The organism is Sphingomonas sp. Leaf37 (genome assembly GCF_920939475.1).
GTDB lineage: Bacteria > Pseudomonadota > Alphaproteobacteria > Sphingomonadales > Sphingomonadaceae > Sphingomonas.
Genome location: NZ_CAKLAX010000006.1, coordinates 71,556 through 85,931, shown reverse-complemented (window position 1 = coordinate 85,931; position 14,376 = coordinate 71,556). Strand labels below are relative to the sequence as shown.

Below are 14,376 nucleotides of genomic sequence, written 5' to 3'. Positions count from 1 at the left end.
CCCCTCCACCACCGCTACGCGGCGGTCCCCCTCCCCCGCTTCGCGAGGGAGGAATTAAAGAAGGTTCGCTGGTGCAAGTTCCTCCCCCGCGAGGGAGGAATGGAAAGCGCAGCCATCCAACCGCTTCCCCGTTTTGTGTTGCTTCGCAGCACGCAAGCGAACACGGTGAGCGCGGGCTTCATGGGGTGACACGCTAGAGCGATGGCGACGCAGGCTGCGCCCTTATTCGATGCGGCGACGCATGCACGGCGGTGGATCGCCGATTATTGCGCGCGATCCACCGCGGGCGATGTGTTGTGCGGCAGCGACGATCCCGCCTGGACCGCGATGTTCGAAGAACTGGCGACCGTCGCTTCCGACGATCTCGACCATGTCCGCGAGCGGGTGCGCCGGCATGCCGCCGACATCGGCATGGGGTTCCGGATGATCGGCGAGGCGGACGAGCGGCCATGGCCCGTCTCCCCCGTGCCGCTGCTGATCGATGCGGAGGAATGGGCGCAGATCAGCCGCGGCGTCGTCCAGCGTGCCGAATTGATGGAGACGGTGATCGCCGATCTCTATGGCCCCGGTCGCCTCGTCGAACGGGGGCTGATCCCTGCCGCACTGGTGACCGGCAGCCCCTATTTCCTGCGGCCGATGGTCGGGCTGGAGCCGCCGGGCGGCAAACACCTGCATTTCATCGCGATCGACCTGGGTCGCGGCCCAACCGGCGAATGGCGCGTGCTTGCCGACCATCTGCGCGCCCCCGCCGGTGCAGGCTATGCGCTGGAGAACCGGCTGGCGGTCAGCCGCACGCTGGGCGGCCTTCAGGGGCGGATCAACGTGCAGCGACATGCACCGTTCTTCGCCGCCTTTCGCGCGGGGATCGCGGCAATGTGCCGGCGTACCGATCCGCGCATCGGACTGCTGACACCGGGGCGATTCAACCCGAGCTATCCCGAGCAGGCGCATCTGGCGCGCTATCTCGGTTTGCTGCTGGTCGAAGGCGCGGACTTGGCCGCGCTGGAGAACCAGGTCTACGTCCGCACCATCGGCGGGCTGAAGCGCATCGATGCACTGTGGCGGCGGGTCGATCCACGCATGCTCGATCCACTGGCGTTCGATTCGCATTCGCAGATCGGTGTGCCGGGGCTGATCGACGCCTATGCCGCGGGCAACGTGGTGCTGTCGAACGCGCCCGGTGCGGGCGTGCTGGAGGCGCCGGCGTTCGGCGCGTTCCTGCCGCAACTCGCGACCCGGCTGATGGGCGAAAGCCTGCACCTGCCCAATATCGCGACGTGGTGGTGCGGCCAGTCGTCGGAGCTGGCGCGCGTCGAGGAGGATCTCGACCGGATGCTGATCGGATCGGCGTTCGGGCCGGTGCCGCTCGGCCTGCCGGGCGGGCGCACGGTGCACGGCGGCGAACTCGATGCGGGTCAGCGGGCGCAGCTGCTCGCCGACATGACCCGCCGGCCGCAGGATTACGTCGGGCAGGAGATCGTGCGCCTTTCGACGATGCCGGTCGTCATCGACGACGCGCTGGTGCCACGGCCGTTCACGCTGCGTGTGTTCGCGGCGCGCGATGCGAGCGGCGGCTGGACGGTGATGCCTGGCGGCTTTGCGCGGATTGGCGAGGCGACCGACCCCCGCGCCAGCGTGCTCGGCGAGGGGACATGGTCGGCGGACGTCTGCATCCACGGTGCCGATACGGTCGAACCGGTGTCGCTGCTACCGGCGCCCGATTCGCACCACGTCCGTCGCAATCCGGGAACGCTGCCGAGCCGCGTGGCCGACAATTTCTACTGGCTCGGTCGTTATCTGGAACGGGGCGAGGCGTTGCTCGCTGCGATCCGTGTCATGCTCGGCAATTCGATCGATGCGGACGGCGGTGCGGCGCTGTCGTCGGCAACGGTCGGCAAGCTCGTCGGGCTGATCGCCGGCGGCGGGGCGGCGGCGCACCCGCCGTCGCTCAAGCGCGGCGATCTGACCGCATTCGCGCGTCAGGCAATGGAGGACGAAGGCTGGCATTCGGTCGCCACGATCAACCGCCTCGCGCGGGGGATCGGTGAGGGGTCGCGCGACCGGCTGTCGGCGGACATGGTGCGGCTGCTCGAGGCGCCCTTCCCTACCCATCGCGGCATGCTCGACCGCGCCGGGTCGCTGCAACGCCGCTATGTCGCGATCGCCGGCCTGTCGGCGGAGCATATGGGGCGCACCGCGGCGTGGCGGTTCCACGATCTCGGCCGGCGGATCGAGCGCGCGATGGCGATGACGCGGGCGTTGCGGTTGTTCGGGATGCCGGGGGCGACGCTGGACGACCTGTCCACCCTGCTCGACCTCGCCGACAGCCAGATCAGCTATCGCCAGCGTTATATGACGGGGCTTGCGCGCATACCGGTGGTCGATCTGGTCGCGCTCGATCCGGGCAATCCACGCTCGCTCGCCTATCAGGCGGAGCGGATCGGCGAACGGCTGCGTGACCTGCCCGTGTTGAGCGACGACGGTATGCCCGAACCACAGCAGGCGCATGGCCGCGCACTGGCGGCTGCGCTGTCGATGACGACGGCAGCGGCGCTGGAGCCGGATGCGCTCGGCGATCTGGAGCGGCGGCTGGCGCAGCTGTCGGAAAGCGTGGCACGCCGCTATTTCCTGCAAGGCGCGGAACCGCTCCGGGCCGGGGGGCTGACGTTAGCGTGACCGGCGACATGCTCTACGATATCCGGCACATCACCCGGTTCGACTATGGCGGCAACGTCAAGTTCGCCCGCTGCAACCTGCGCCTGAAGCCGATCGACTGGCCGGGGCAGACGCTGGAGGATTATGCGCTGACCGTGGAACCGGTCGGGCGCGTCAGCCCGGCGCGGGCGGAGGCGGGGCTCGCCAACGTCACCCGGCTGGTAATCGATACGCCGGTGCGCAGCCTGACGATCGAAAGCCGATCGCGGATGCGGGTCGACCGGCTGGTGCCGGTGCCGGACGCGAGCGATTTCAGCCTGCGCGACGTGGCGGCGCTGGCGCGGACGAGCCGCGACCTGTCGGCGGCGAGCCCGGCCAATTACCTGTTTCCGTCACCTCGGATCCCGCTCGACCATGCCATCGCCGATTATTGCGCGGCCGATCTCGACCCGGACCGTGGCAGTCTGGAGGCGGGCATTGCGCTCGCGCGCCGTATACAGGACGATTTCACCTTCGACGCGACCGCGACCCTGGTCGACACGCCGCCGCACGAGGCATTCCTGAAGCGCAAGGGCGTGTGCCAGGATTTCGCGCAGATCATGATTACCGGCCTGCGTGCGGCAGGGCTGCCGGCGGCGTATGCGAGTGGCTACATCCGCACGATCCCGCCGGAGGGGCAGCCGCGGCTGGTCGGCGCGGATGCGACGCATGCGTGGGTGCTGCTGTGGTGCGGGCCGGTGAAGGGCTGGGTCGGGCTCGACCCCACCAACGGCATCTGGATGGCGGGCGATCATATCGTCATGGCTGTCGGTCGCGACTATGCCGAGATCGCGCCGGTGGATGGCGTGGTGCTGGGATCGCAGGCACAGAACATGGACGTCAGTGTCGATGTCGCGCCTTTGGTGGGGGTGGTGGCCTAAACCTCAAGGGCCAGACCATCCGCTCTATTGTTCGTCATCCCGGCGACGCCGGGACCCATGGAAGGAAACGGTTAGTGATGTGTGCCACGCTAGCCGCGCGCATCCATGGGACCCGGCGTTCGCCGGGATGACGGGGTGTAGGCAACCCTATTTCGTCACAGCGTTGTCGTTTCCGACATCGCCGTCCGTATCCGCATCCCCGGTGCCGGAATATTCGACATGGCTTTGTCCGCCGTGGCCCATGAAGCCGCCGCCGACGTCGTCCTGCTTGCCCTTCCCCGTATGTGGATTGGGATAAGCCCCGCCGTTGCTCTCGCTGTCGCTCTTGCCAGAAGGGTTGGTCACGCCATCGTCCGCGCCCTGCTTCGCATCGTCCCCGGGCATCGCCTGCATCGGTTGCTTGTCGGTCATGATCGCATCTCCTTGTGCGACCCAAACGACCCAACCCGAGATTGCGTTGCGCGACGCCCTCCCCCACATAGGCGCGTAATACACCAACGGGGAACCAATGGCCGATCCATATCAGACCTTGGGCGTCGCCCGCGGCGCGTCCGAGGCGGACATCAAGAAAGCGTATCGCAAGCTCGCCAAAGAGCTGCACCCCGATCGCAACAAGGACAATCCGAAGGCGTCGGAGAAATTCAGCCAGGTCACCAACGCCTATGACCTGCTGAACGACAAGGACAAGCGCGCCCGCTTCGACCGCGGCGAGATCGACGGCGACGGCAACCCCGCCTCGCCGTTCGGCTATGGCGGCGGCGCGCGGCCGGGAGGTGGTGGTCGCGCCGGTGGCCCCGGCGGCGGGTTCAGCAGTGCAGGATTCGAATTCGGCGGCGGCGGCAGTGCCGGCGATCCCGACATGAGCGACATCTTCGAAGGCCTGTTCGGCGGCGGCCGATCGCGCGGCGGCGGATTTTCCAGCGGTTTTGGCCGGCAGCCGCAGCCAAAGGGCGCCAACGTCACCTATCGCCTGCAGGTGCCCTTCGTCGACGCGGCTATGCTCAGCCCACAGCGCGTCACGCTGGGTGACGGCAAGACGATCGATCTGAAGCTGCCCGCGGGGGTCGAGACCGGCACCCAGATGAAGCTGGGCGGCAAGGGCGAACAGGGTCCGGGCGGGGCCGGCGATGCGATCGTGTCGATCGAGGTGCAGGGCCACCGCTTCTTCACCCGCGAAGGCGACGACGTGCGGCTCGACCTGCCGATCACGCTCGGCGAAGCGGTGGCCGGCGGCGCAGTGCGCGTGCCGACGGTCGACAAGGCGGTGATGCTCACCATCCCCAAAGGAACGACGTCGGGCAAGACCCTGCGCCTGAAGGGCAAGGGGTTCCACAAGAAGGATGGCAGTCGCGGCGACCAGCTGGTGACGCTGGTGATCGACGTGCCTGCAGACGATGCGGCGCTGCAACAGTTCGTAGCGGGCTGGACCGACCCACGGAACCCTCGGGCGGCGATGGGCGTCTGAACGTCCACGTGACCGATACCGCTGCCCTGACCCCCGAAGACCGTGCGCATCAGCGCCATGGTGCCCGCCATCAACTCGCCAAGCTGAAGCCCGGCCCCGCAGCGTGGGAGGTGACCAAGCGTTCCGCGCTCGGCGTGTTCAACGATGGTTTCATCCACGCCGGAAACCTCGCCTATCTGGCGTTGATGACGGTGTTCCCGTTCTTCATCACCGCGGCAGCGGTGCTGTCGCTGCTCGGCCAGAGCGAGGAGACGCAGCGTGCCGTCGCCTCGTTCCTCCACGTGTTGCCGCCCAATGTCGCGGACATCCTGCGCAAGCCGATCGCCGATGTGCTGGTCGCGCGAACGGGATCGTTGCTGTGGCTGGGCGGTCTGGTGGGACTATGGACGGTCGGCAGTTTCGTCGAGACGATCCGCGATATCTTCCACCGTGCTTATGGCGTGAAGGCGACCGCACCGTTCTGGCGATCGCGTCTGTCATCATCCGGCGTCATCATCCTGTCGGTGATCATCGCGCTGATGAGCTTTCTGATCCAGGGTATCCTGACCGCCACGGAACAGTTCATCTATCGCCTGTTGCCGTTTGCGGAAGGCGTCGCGGGCTGGGTCGGGCTGTCGCGGATCATTCCGGGACTGGTGATGTATGGCGCGTTGTATCTGCTATTCTATTCGGTGACGCCGTCCAAATATCGTTACACCGACTGTGCGAAATGGCCGGGTGCGCTGTTCACGGCCGGATGGTGGATCAGCATGACCGCGTTGTTGCCCAAGGTGCTCGCGCAGCTCGGCGGCTACGACCTAACCTATGGTAGTCTCGCCGGTGTAGTCGTGATGCTGTTGTTCTTCTATCTAATCGGATTGGGTCTGGTGTTCGGCGCCCATCTCAATGCGGCACTGGCGGAACCGCCGGAACCGGCGCTACAGGGGAGCGCGACCAAGATGGAGGCGAAGACGGCGTGACGGGTTTGATGGCGGGCAAGCGTGGGCTGATCATGGGTCTGGCGAACGACAAGTCGCTGGCCTGGGGCATCGCCAAGCAATTGTCCGAACATGGCGCGGAGCTGGCGTTTTCCTATCAGGGCGCGGCGATGGAAAAGCGGGTGCGTCCACTTGCCGAGCAGCTCGGCGTGGCGCGTCTGTTCGATTGCGACGTGTCGGACATGGCGGCGCTGGATACGACGTTCGAGGCACTGGCGGCGGAATGGCCGACGATCGATTTCGTCGTCCATGCGATCGGCTTTTCCGACAAGTCGCAGTTGCGCGGACGGTATTACGACACCACGCTCGACAATTTTCTGATGACGATGAACATCTCGGCCTACAGTCTGGTAGCGGTGGCGCAGCGCGCACGTCGGATGATGCCGGAAGGCGGATCGATCCTGACGCTGACCTATTACGGCGCTGAAAAGGTCATTCCGCACTACAACGTCATGGGCGTCGCCAAGGCGGCGCTGGAGACGAGCGTCAAATATCTCGCGGTCGATCTCGGCCCCGACAATATCCGCATCAACGCGATCTCGGCAGGCCCGATCCAGACGCTGGCGGCGCGCGGCATCGGCGACTTCAACTATATCCTGAAGTGGAACGAGCTGAACGCGCCGTTGCGGCGCACGGTGACGATCGAGGATGTCGGCGGCGCGGGCCTGTACATGCTCAGTGATCTGGCGAGCGGCGTGACGGGCGAGATCCACCACGTCGATGCCGGTTACAACGTCATCGGCATGAAGGCAGAGGACGCGCCGGACATCGCGCTGGCCTAGGAATGCCGCTCGACCCCTCTCCCCGCGGGGGAAAGGGAGGGGCCCGCTGCCGCAGGCAGTGGGAGGGTGAGGGTCAGTGCCACCACGCTATCCACCAGCTGACGGCACGATCGAGCGCGCGCGAAGCCTGCGCCGTGATGCCACCCCTGCCGAACTTTCTTTTGGTCTGCTCTGCACGGCAGCGCCCCGCCGGCCTCTAGTTTCGCCGACAACAGCGTCTTGGTCCGTACATTGCGGATTTTGCCTGCCAGAGCGCAAAGCTTGTCGTAGAGGTCGATGGCGATACGCATGGCGTCGCTGCCGCGGTGGCGGTCGATGCACAAAGGACGGCGTTTCTGGCACAGGAAGGATATCGAACCGTGCGTTTCGGCAATGCGGACGTGATGGGCAATCTTGACGGCGTCGCCGCTACGATCCTTGCCGCGCTTCCGCCATCACCTTTTTACCCGGCGATGCCGGGCGGGGCCCTTACTCTCCCCCATGCGGAGAGCAGAGCATGAGCGTCAATTCCTTCGGTCACCTGTTTCGTTTCACCACCTGGGGTGAAAGCCACGGCCCGGCGATCGGCGCCGTCGTCGATGGCTGCCCCCCCGGTCTGACGCTGAGCGAAACCGACATCCAGCCGTGGCTCGACAAGCGGCGGCCCGGCACCTCGCGCTTCACCACGCAGCGGCGCGAGCCGGATCAGGTGCGCATCCTGTCGGGCACGTTCGAGGGGCGGACGACCGGAACGTCGATCAGCCTGATGATCGAGAATGTCGACCAGCGGTCGAAGGATTATTCAGAGGTCGCGCTGGCGTACCGTCCCGGTCATGCCGATTACGCCTATGACGCCAAATACGGCTTTCGCGATTATCGCGGCGGCGGACGATCGTCCGCCCGCGAGACGGCATCGCGGGTGGCCGCCGGCGCCGTCGCACGACTGGTGATCCCGCAGGTACGTATTCGCGGCTGGGTAGAGGCGATCGGCGGCGACGGGATCGACTATGCCGCCTTCGACGACGCGGCGATCGACGAGAATCCATTCTTTTGCCCCGATCGTGCGGCAGCGGCACGTTGGGAGGCGCTGATCGATGGCGCACGCAAGGCGGGATCGTCGCTCGGCGCGGTGGTCGCCTGCGAGGCGACGGGCGTGCCTGCCGGCTGGGGCGCGCCGCTTTATGCCAAGCTCGACGCCGAACTGGCGCATGCCTGCATGGGGATCAACGCGGTGAAGGGGGTCGAGATCGGCGACGGCTTCGCGGCGGCGGCGTTGACCGGTGAAAGCAATGCCGATGCGATGCGCCCGGGTGTACATGGCGCTGACGGGGGGCCTGAATTCCTTGCCAACCATGCCGGCGGCATCACCGGCGGCATCGCCACCGGACAGCCGATCCGCGTGCGCGTGGCGTTCAAGCCGACCAGCTCGATCCTGACCCCGGTGGAGACGATCGACCGTTCCGGCAATGCTGCCGACATTGCCACCAAAGGTCGTCACGACCCCTGTGTGGGCATCCGCGGTGTGCCCGTAGTGGAAGCGATGATGGTACTGGTATTAGCCGACCAGGCGTTGCTGCATCGGGGCCAGACGGGCCGTTAAACACCTGACGAGTGGAACACTCTTCTGCCTAACCCGTTGGGTGCGGGCAAGTTTTGCAGGAGAGAACAATGCGTAAGATCATTCCGTTCATGGCCGCTGCCATGCTGATCCCAGCCGCAGCGTATGCCCAGACCAGCAATGGCGGCTCCGCCCCTGGCACGATGTCCGGCACCGCAAATGGTGCGACCTCGGGCAACATGGGTGGCCAGACGACCACGCCGACCGATCCCACGACCAGCACCGGTACCACGACGACCCAGGATCGTTCGTCGCGTCGTAGCGGCCGCCGCGGCAGCACCACGACCGGCACCGGATCATCGACGACGACCACGCCCGGGTCGACGACCGCAGATCCGATGAGTGGCACGACGGGCACCAGCACGTCCGGCACAGCCGATCCGATGGGCGGCACCACCGGCACCGGAACCGGCACGACGACCGGTACAATGGGCGGTTCGACCACGACGGGCACGATGGGCGGATCGACGACCACCGGCACCATGGGTGGAACGACCGGCGGCACCGGTACGACCACGCCGCCGCAATAAGCATCCATTCCGATGGACGAAAAGCCGGGTGGCGTCAGCCGCCCGGCTTTTTCGCGTCCGGATCAGTCCGCGAAGGGATCGCGGACCAGGATCGTGTCCTCACGCTCCGGACTGGTCGATACCAGCGCGACCGGGCAGCGGATCAGTTCCTCGACGCGGCGGATATACTTGATCGCCTGTGCCGGCAGGGCGGCCCAGCTGCGGGCACCGGCCGTCGATTCCTGCCACCCCTCCATTTCTTCGTAGATCGGCTCGACCGCAGCCTGATCGGCGGCGTGTGAGGGGAAATAATCCAGCTCCTGCCCATCCAGGCGATAGCCGGTGCAGATCTTCACCGTCTCGAACCCGTCGAGCACGTCGATCTTGGTCAGCGCGATGCCGGTGATGCCGCCGACCGCCGCCGACTGGCGCAGCAGCACCGTGTCGATCCAGCCGCAGCGGCGCTTGCGCCCGGTGACCGTGCCGAATTCGTGACCGCGCACGCCCAGCCGCTCGCCGGTCTCGTCCTCAAGCTCGGTGGGGAACGGTCCCGAGCCGACGCGTGTCGTATAGGCCTTGGCGATGCCCAGAACGAAGCCGACCGCCGCCGGCCCAAGGCCGGACCCGCCGGCCGCCGTACCCGCGATCGTGTTGGACGAGGTGACGAACGGATAGGTGCCGTGATCGACGTCGAGCAACACGCCCTGCGCGCCCTCGAACAGGATGCGCTTGCCCGCCGCGCGCGCCCCGTTGAGGTCGCGCCACACCGGCTTGGCAAATGCCAGCACATAACCCGCGATCTCGCGCAGTTCGGCGATCAGTCCCTCACGATCGATCGCTGGCGAGCCGAAGCCGGCACGCAGCGCGTCGTGATGCGCCAGCAGGCGATCGAGCTGCGGACCGAGGTCGTCGAGGTGCGCGAGATCGCACACGCGAATCGCGCGCCGGCCGACCTTGTCCTCATATGCCGGGCCGATGCCGCGTCGGGTGGTGCCGATCTTGCCCGCGCCGCTCGCATCCTCGCGCAGCGCATCGAGGTCGCGGTGGAGCGGCAGGATCAGCGCGCAATTGTCGGCGATGCGCAGCGTATCCGGCGTCGCGATGACACCCTGCGCCGCCAGCCGCTCGATTTCGGCCTTTAGCGCCCACGGATCGAGCACGACACCGTTGCCGATGACGCTGGGCGTGCCGCGGACGATGCCCGACGGCAGCAGCGATAACTTGTAGACGTTCTCGCCGACGACGAGCGTATGGCCGGCGTTATGTCCGCCCTGAAAGCGCACGACCATGTCGGCCCGCTCGGCGAGCCAGTCGACGATCTTGCCCTTGCCTTCGTCGCCCCATTGCGCGCCGATGACTGCTACGTTGGCCATGGATACAGGTCTCCGCCTGCCGGCGTTGATCCGTGCGCCCTTCGACAGGACTCGGCGCACGAACAGGTCCTGATTGCGAGGGCGCGCCTACCGGTCTCCGCCCGGCGGGTCAACCGTCCAGCGGACTGGCTCGGCCATCGACGAACAGATGCGTCGCCAGTTGCGCCTCCGGCGTATCGCCGGGTTCAAGCGCCGCGACAGTGACCCAGCCTGCCGCGCGCATCGCCGCACCCGCGTCGGCGGGGGTACCGAGCGGCAGGAACAGGCGGCGGCGATCGACCGGTCCCGTCGTTGCGACGATCGCGTCGGCGTAGAGCGAGAAACCCGTCGCGACCTCTTCGGCGCCATCGCCGTGGACGATCAGATAGGTCCCGCCACGCCCGACCTCGCGCGCGACGCCGGCAGCGAACAACGAGAAGCCGAGCCAGGTCTGATATTCGAAACCATGGCGTTCGGTGGGATCCAGCGTCAGCGTGATACCGGCGGGAATCGCCGCTGCGATGTCGGCGAGGCCGTCGAGTCGCGATGCGAGCACGCCTTGGTTATCGAACGCGCGCAACTGCGCCATCGCACTGTCGAACGGTCCCGCCGCGGCGATCAGCGGCAGATAGGCGGGCGCGATCCCGGCGACGCCGCCGGCATCCTTGGCGTCCAGCCGCTCGCGCAATCGCCCGATCCGGTCGGCGGCGACCGGCAGCGGTCCAGCGGCGAGCGTGTCGACCAGATCGGGCAGCGTGAAGTCGATAGACACGCCGGCGACACCGGCCGCGATCAGCCCCTCGACCGCCACACCGACGACCTCACGCGCGGCTGGAATCGAATCGAGGCCGATCAGCTCCGCACCGACCTGTCGCCGCTCCCGCTCCGGTGCCAGCGCGGATGCTCTCAGCGCCAGTACCGAACCGGCGTAGGACAGGCGGACCGGACGCGGATGGTGGCCCATGCGCGTCGCCGCGATCCGCGCAACCTGCGCGGTCAGATCCGGCCGGATCGCCATCGTCGTCTGGCTGACCGGATCGACAAAGCGCACCGCGTTGCGCAGGCCGCCGGCCTTCAGTCGCGCACCCAGCCCTTCGGCGAATTCGGCGAGCGGTGGATCGACGCGTTCGTAACCATGACCCCGCGCCGCCTCCAGCACGCGCGCCTCCACCGCCACGATGGCGTCGGCGAAGGGGGGCAGGCGATCGTGGAAGCCCTCAGGCAGCAGGCCGAATTTGGTCATGTCCGCGCGGATAGCGACAGCGGCGGGGGAGCGCCATAGCTGCGATGCAGCAGCCCTATCTGGCGGGCGGCGTTGTCGTCGTTGCGGACGGCGTAGCCGCAGGGATCGCGGACGGGGTGACGGGAAGCTCGACGGTCGGGTCCGATCCCCGCCCGCGCAGCCGGATCGTCCCGCTCGGCGCCTCGGTCATGCCACCCGCTCCGGCCTTGCCGCGACCATGAAGACGGTCGATCTCCGCCTGCCGCCGCTGCAGGTAGAAGTCGCGGGCATTGCCGTAACGGTCCCCGGGCGCGGTATCGATCGCTTTGTAGGTCTCGTCGAATTCGGCCCGGTGATCGAGCGCGCCGAGCACGCCGGCGGGAATCGCGAATTTGGGATCGGTCACCCCCTGCCCCAGCGTGATCGGCAGGATCAGGCGATCGACCGCGCCGCCGAACAGGTCGCGTACCGTCGTCGGCCCGACCAGCGGCAGGTACAGGAACGCGCCGTTGGGCACGCCGTAGAACCCCAGTGTATTGGCGAACCCGTTGCTCCGGCGCGGCAGCCTGAACGGTTTGCGCCTGGCGATGTCGAACAGGCCGATCGCGCCGATCGTCGTGTTGACCACGAATCGCCCGACCGTCTCCACCGCCTTGCCGATCTTGTGCTGGAGCACGTAGTTCACGAAGACGACGGGTTCGCGCAGATTGTAGAGGAAGTTGTGGATGCCGTCGCGGATCGGCCCAGGCACCTTCTTTTTATACGCCATCGACAGGGGGCCGATCAGCGCACGATCCACCGTCTGCGTCGCCTCAAACGCGGTCGCATTGATCCCGGCGAGCGGATCGGGGGCCTCCCATTCGGCGCGTGCGGTGACGATAATATCGCTGGGTGCCGATGTGCCGTCCGCCGCCACGAAGACCGGAAACGTGTCGAAAGGGACCGATACGAGCGGCAGGACGGACACGACCGGTGTGGCATCCGCCATCTGCGGGACCGTACCCGACGCACGATCCGCGATCGCTCCCGATCCGGTGCTCGCCGTCTGCTCAACCGGAGCGACGAGAGAAGGCGCGGGCGTAACCGGCTGATCCGACAGGGACAGCAGGATCGCGATCACCGACAGCGCCACTTACGATGATCTCCACACCGGCGCGAACCGACCGGCGGGTGCTGCATACCATCTATGCGGCAAAGCACCAGAGAGGGTGCCACGGAACGATCGCTTGTTCCGTGGCACCCTCCGGGTCGGATCAGAAGGTCAGACCCATCGCGGTCTTCACGCCGCCGAGAGCCTTCACCTTGGCCAGCAGCGCGACGTCGACCGGCTCATCGACCGACAGCAACAGCACCGCCTCGCCGCCCGCCTGACGGCGACCGAGATGGAAGGTGCCGATGTTGACCCCGGCCTCGCCCAGCGCCGTTCCGAGGCGACCGATGAAGCCCGGCGCGTCCTCGTTGACGACGTAGAGCATCGGCCCGACCAGATCGGCCTCCACCTTGATGCCGAACAGCTCGACCAGGCGCGGCGCCTGATCGCCGAACAGCGTACCCGCGACCGAGCGTTCACCATCGGCGGTCTTGACCGAAACGCGCAGCAGCGTGTGGTAATCGCCCTCGCGTTCGGTGCGGACCTCGCGCACCTCGACACCGCGGTCGCGCGCCAGCAGCGGCGCGTTGACCATGTTGACCGTTGCGGTCTGGGTGCCGAGGAAGCCGGCCAGCACGGCGCTGGTGATCGGCTTGGCGTTCAGCTCCGCCGCTGCGCCCTCGGTATGAACCGAAATCCGCGTGATCGCGCCGGTGGTCAGCTGACCCACCAGCGACCCGAGCTTCTCCGCCAGCGCCATATACGGCTTCAGCTTCGGCGCTTCCTCCGCCGACAGGCTCGGCATGTTGAGCGCGTTGGTGACGCCGCCCGAGACGAGGAAATCGGCCATCTGCTCGGCGACCTGGATCGCGACGTTGACCTGCGCCTCGGTCGTCGATGCGCCCAGATGCGGCGTGCTGACGAAATTGGGCGTGCCGAACAGCGGCGATGCCTTGGCCGGCTCCTCGACGAACACGTCCAGTGCCGCGCCGCCGATGTGGCCGCTGTCGAGCCCTGCCTTCAGCGCCGCCTCGTCGATCAGGCCGCCGCGGGCGCAATTGATGATTCGCACGCCCTTCCTGGTCTTGGCCAGCGCTTCGGCCGACAGGATGTTGCGGGTCTGGTCGGTCAGCGGCGTGTGCAGCGTGATGAAGTCGGCGCGGGCGAGCAATTCGTCCAGCGTCACCTTCTCGACGCCCATCTCCACCGCGCGCTCGGGCGTCAGGAACGGATCGAACGCCACCACCCTCATCTTCAGGCCGCGCGCACGGTCGGCGACGATCGAGCCGATATTGCCGGCCCCGATCAGGCCGAGCGTCTTGGCGGTCAGCTCGACGCCCATGAAGCGGTTCTTCTCCCACTTGCCGGCCTGCGTCGAGGCGTCTGCCTCGGGCAATTGCCGGGCGAGAGCGAACATCAAGGCGATGGCGTGCTCGGCGGTCGTGATGCTGTTGCCGAAGGGCGTGTTCATGACGACGACGCCCTTCGCCGACGCGGCGGGGATATCGACGTTATCGACGCCGATGCCGGCACGACCGACGACCTTGAGGTTGGTGGCGTGTTCGAGAATCGCCTTCGTCACCTTGGTCGAGCTGCGGATCGCGAGGCCGTCATAGTCACCGATGATCGCGATCAACTCTTCCGGCGTCTTGCCGGTGATCTCGTCGACCTCGACACCGCGCTCGCGAAAGATCTGCGCGGCCTTGGGGTCCATTTTGTCGCTGATGAGGACTTTTGGCATGGGGATTTCCTAAAGAACGACTGTCCTCCTGCGAACGCAGGAGAACAGGATTACAGGGGATGTCGC

General features: G+C 67.0%; 13 protein-coding genes. 8 read left to right on the top strand and 5 right to left on the bottom strand.

Annotated elements, in window-relative coordinates; translation table 11 throughout:
* The first annotated feature begins 201 nt into the window (after window positions 1-201).
* Window positions 202-2,676, top strand: coding sequence for a circularly permuted type 2 ATP-grasp protein (locus tag LRA87_RS17560; RefSeq protein ID WP_230782152.1), 2,475 nt, complete (start codon window positions 202-204; stop codon window positions 2,674-2,676).
* Window positions 2,677-2,684: 8 nt separating this feature from the next.
* Window positions 2,685-3,575, top strand: a complete 891-nt coding sequence (locus tag LRA87_RS17555) for a transglutaminase family protein (RefSeq protein ID WP_230782246.1) — start codon at window positions 2,685-2,687, stop codon at window positions 3,573-3,575.
* A 147-nt stretch (window positions 3,576-3,722) separates the two neighbouring features.
* Here the strand turns inward: LRA87_RS17555 and LRA87_RS17550 are convergent, their stop codons facing one another.
* Window positions 3,723-3,986 carry a hypothetical protein gene (locus LRA87_RS17550; protein WP_230782138.1) on the bottom strand — a complete coding sequence of 88 codons (264 nt, stop codon included), beginning with the start codon at window positions 3,984-3,986 and terminating at the stop codon, window positions 3,723-3,725.
* A gap of 97 nt (window positions 3,987-4,083) precedes the next feature.
* Here LRA87_RS17550 and LRA87_RS17545 point away from each other — a divergent pair, with 97 nt between their 5' ends.
* The 6 genes from LRA87_RS17545 (at window position 4,084) to LRA87_RS17520 (ending at window position 8,926) form a co-directional block, all read left to right on the top strand.
* Entirely contained in the window at window positions 4,084-5,040 is a 957-nt protein-coding gene (locus tag LRA87_RS17545) for a DnaJ C-terminal domain-containing protein (protein WP_230782136.1), read from the top strand.
* Window positions 5,041-5,048: 8 nt separating this feature from the next.
* Window positions 5,049-5,999 (top strand): YihY/virulence factor BrkB family protein, encoded by a 951-nt coding sequence (locus LRA87_RS17540; RefSeq protein ID WP_230782134.1) that lies wholly within the window; start codon window positions 5,049-5,051, stop codon window positions 5,997-5,999.
* Window positions 6,000-6,007: 8 nt separating this feature from the next.
* The gene (gene fabI / locus LRA87_RS17535) at window positions 6,008-6,799 is read left to right on the top strand and encodes an enoyl-ACP reductase FabI (RefSeq protein ID WP_230782244.1); all 792 of its coding nucleotides are present in this window, start codon (window positions 6,008-6,010) and stop codon (window positions 6,797-6,799) included.
* Between the two features lie 230 nt (window positions 6,800-7,029).
* On the top strand, window positions 7,030-7,299 hold the full coding sequence (locus LRA87_RS17530; RefSeq protein WP_230782242.1) for an endonuclease domain-containing protein: 270 nt from the start codon (window positions 7,030-7,032) through the stop codon (window positions 7,297-7,299).
* Complete coding sequence (gene aroC / locus LRA87_RS17525; protein ID WP_230782132.1) at window positions 7,296-8,378, top strand: chorismate synthase; 1,083 nt, start codon at window positions 7,296-7,298, stop codon at window positions 8,376-8,378. Before LRA87_RS17530 ends, aroC begins: the two co-directional genes overlap by 4 nt.
* A 68-nt stretch (window positions 8,379-8,446) precedes the next feature.
* A complete protein-coding gene (locus LRA87_RS17520; RefSeq protein ID WP_230782130.1) occupies window positions 8,447-8,926 on the top strand; it encodes a hypothetical protein in 480 nt (159 codons plus the stop codon).
* Window positions 8,927-8,988: 62 nt separating this feature from the next.
* Here the strand turns inward: LRA87_RS17520 and LRA87_RS17515 are convergent, their stop codons facing one another.
* The 4 genes from LRA87_RS17515 to serA all read right to left on the bottom strand — a co-directional run bounded on the left by LRA87_RS17515 (window position 8,989) and on the right by serA (window position 14,310).
* Window positions 8,989-10,278 carry an adenylosuccinate synthase gene (locus LRA87_RS17515; RefSeq protein ID WP_230782128.1) on the bottom strand — a complete coding sequence of 430 codons (1,290 nt, stop codon included), beginning with the start codon at window positions 10,276-10,278 and terminating at the stop codon, window positions 8,989-8,991.
* Between the two features lie 109 nt (window positions 10,279-10,387).
* Window positions 10,388-11,500 carry an ATP phosphoribosyltransferase regulatory subunit gene (locus LRA87_RS17510; RefSeq protein WP_230782126.1) on the bottom strand — a complete coding sequence of 371 codons (1,113 nt, stop codon included), beginning with the start codon at window positions 11,498-11,500 and terminating at the stop codon, window positions 10,388-10,390.
* 55 nt (window positions 11,501-11,555) lie between these two features.
* Window positions 11,556-12,611, bottom strand: coding sequence for an MlaA family lipoprotein (locus LRA87_RS17505; protein ID WP_230782125.1), 1,056 nt, complete (start codon window positions 12,609-12,611; stop codon window positions 11,556-11,558).
* A gap of 121 nt (window positions 12,612-12,732) precedes the next feature.
* Window positions 12,733-14,310, bottom strand: coding sequence for a phosphoglycerate dehydrogenase (serA, locus tag LRA87_RS17500; RefSeq protein WP_230782119.1), 1,578 nt, complete (start codon window positions 14,308-14,310; stop codon window positions 12,733-12,735).
* Window positions 14,311-14,376: the final 66 nt, after the last annotated feature.